Raw genomic sequence first — 2,427 nt, 5'->3', positions numbered from 1 at the left:
TGAAACATCTCTTTATACTTACCAATTATCAAGCTCTCTGGAGCATCAAATTGTATCCTTTGGAGAAGCTCAGAAATCATCTGTTCTTTAAGGCTTTCTTTTTCCCTTTCTTCCTCTATCTTTGTAAGATTATCCTTTATCCTTGCCTTTAGTTCCTTTAAATTTTTAAAATCTCCAACCTTTTTTGCAAAATCATCATCAAGCTTTGGCAAGATCCTTTCCTTTACACCCAATACATTTACTTTAAACTTCACATTTTTCCCGGCAAGCCTTTCATCATTTGTATCTTCTGGCATCTCTACCCCAAATTCCTTTTCATCCCCTTTACAAAGATTAAGAAGCTCGTTTTCAAGCTTTTTAGGAAAAACAGATGCTCCTACCTCTATATAAAGACCAGAATGTTCTATGGGCTTTCCAGATGGAGGGTAAGAAATAAGATCAACCACAGCTATATCACCCTTTTTTATCTTGCCATCTTTCTCCCTTAGCTCTCCCTTTTCTTTCCTAAGCATCTCTAAATGTTTTTCTATTTCTCTCTCATCTATCTTTATCTTCTTATAAGAAAGCTTAATATCATTATAATTTGGAATCTCAAAGCTTGGCATAACCTCCATCCTTATCTTGAAAGAAAGGGGATTTTCCTTTTTAAAATTAACCTCAGCTAGGAAAGGACCGGTTAAGGGTTCTATCTTCTGATTATCTAAGATCTCTTTTGTTGCTTTTGTAATAAGATGGTTTATAGCCCTATCTTCTGCCTCTTTTGAAAACCTTGCCTCAAAGATAGGCCTTGGAATCTTTCCCTTCCTAAACCCAGATGTCTTTGCATACCTTTGTATTCCATCATAAGCATCCTTAAGGCTTCCTTTAACAACATCCCATTCTATAGTTATTTTAAACTCTATTATTGACCCCCCTAAATTTTTCTTTTCAATTTCCATAATTTAAATGTTAATGAGATCCTTCAGTCCTTCGGGTTTTTAAATTATACCATTTTAATCTTTAATTTTGCATTATTTTAATTGCTTGTGCCTCTATTTTTCCCTTATAAAGCCTTATATTTATCCGATCATTTTCGGCTACATCCTGGGCATCCTTTATTACCTTTCCACCCTTGTATGTAATGCTATAACCCCTTTTCAATATCGCCTCGGGAGAAAGCGATGTTATAACCTCTAATCTTGCAAGCCTTATCTTAAAAGATGAAAGAATGGTTGAGATAGCCCTTTCTATGCCTTGTGATAGCTCATCAATCTCCTGCCTTTTTTGTTCTATTCTAAAGAATGGCTTTTTAAATGGATAGGATGAGGATATATTTTCTATTTTCATCCTCTGTTTGAATGTAATATTTCCCATTGCCCTAATTAAACCCTCCCTTGAGCGTTTCGTTCTTTCTTCAATACTTTCCCTTATTTTCTTAAGAATCTCGCCTGCTTGTGTTGGGGTTGCTGCCCTTAGATCAGCCACCATATCAGATATGGTAAGGTCTGTCTCATGACCAACCGCAGAGATAATGGGAATTTCTGATGCAAATATTGCCCTTGCCACAATTTCTTCATTGAATGGCCATAAATCCTCTAATGAGCCACCTCCCCTTCCCACAATTAGGACATCTGGCTTTTCTTCTAATTTATTCATATAAAATATTGCCGAGGCAATTTCAGATGCTGCCTCATCCCCTTGAACCTTTACACCCTTTATCAATATCTCTATATCGGGAAGGGTCTTTAAAAGGTCTTTAATTGCTGCACCGGTTAAGGATGTAATAATTCCAATCCTCTCTGGTAAAAATGGAATGGGCTTTTTATGAGCTGCCTCAAATAACCCCTCTTTCTTAAGCCTTTCTTTTAATTCTTCGAATTGCCGCCAAAGGAGACCCTTTCCAACCGGCTCAATAAAGGAGACAATTATCTGATATGTTCCCCTCTTTGTATAAACGCTTATTTCTCCATAAACATTTACATTCTCACCATCCTTTGGAATCTTTAAGCCCTTTTTAAATACAACGCACAAAATCTGGGAAAGGTCATCCTTTAGTGTAAAATATGTATAGCCAGAGCTTGCTGTTTTTATATTTGACACCTCACCAGACACCCAAACAGATGGAAAGGAGCTTTCCAATATAAGCTTTATCTGGGTGGTTAGTTCATATACACTAAAAATTTTTCTTTCATCCATAGTAGTAAAATTATACCAAAAAACAATGAGTTTTTAAAAATTAAAAAACCTGACTAGATACAATTAGCTTAATCTTTGGTAAAATAATACACAATTTTCTAAGAAGCAAGAAAAACAAAGAAAAGGGAAGAGAATGGCAAAATTAATTATTCAACAAAAAGTAAAAAAAATCTTTGACAAAATTTTCTTATTTATTGTAAATTATAAAATTATGAAAAAGGGAGGTGATAAAAAAATTTATAGTATCTTCCA

Annotated in this window: 2 protein-coding genes; both read right to left on the bottom strand. The window is 34.8% G+C overall.

Going from position 1 to position 2,427, the window contains the following annotated elements; genetic code table 11:
- Nucleotides 1-938: trigger factor (tig, locus tag AB1397_06295; GenBank protein ID MEW6482590.1), on the bottom strand; the 938-nt coding region annotated here is incomplete at its 3' end.
- A gap of 61 nt (nucleotides 939-999) precedes the next feature.
- On the bottom strand, nucleotides 1,000-2,175 hold the full coding sequence (xseA, locus tag AB1397_06290; GenBank protein ID MEW6482589.1) for an exodeoxyribonuclease VII large subunit: 1,176 nt from the start codon (nucleotides 2,173-2,175) through the stop codon (nucleotides 1,000-1,002).
- Between the last annotated feature and the right edge of the window lie 252 nt (nucleotides 2,176-2,427).

The organism is bacterium (assembly GCA_040756715.1).
Lineage (GTDB): Bacteria > UBA9089 > UBA9088 > UBA9088 > UBA9088 > JBFLYE01.
This window is presented reverse-complemented; position numbering and strand designations above follow the sequence as displayed.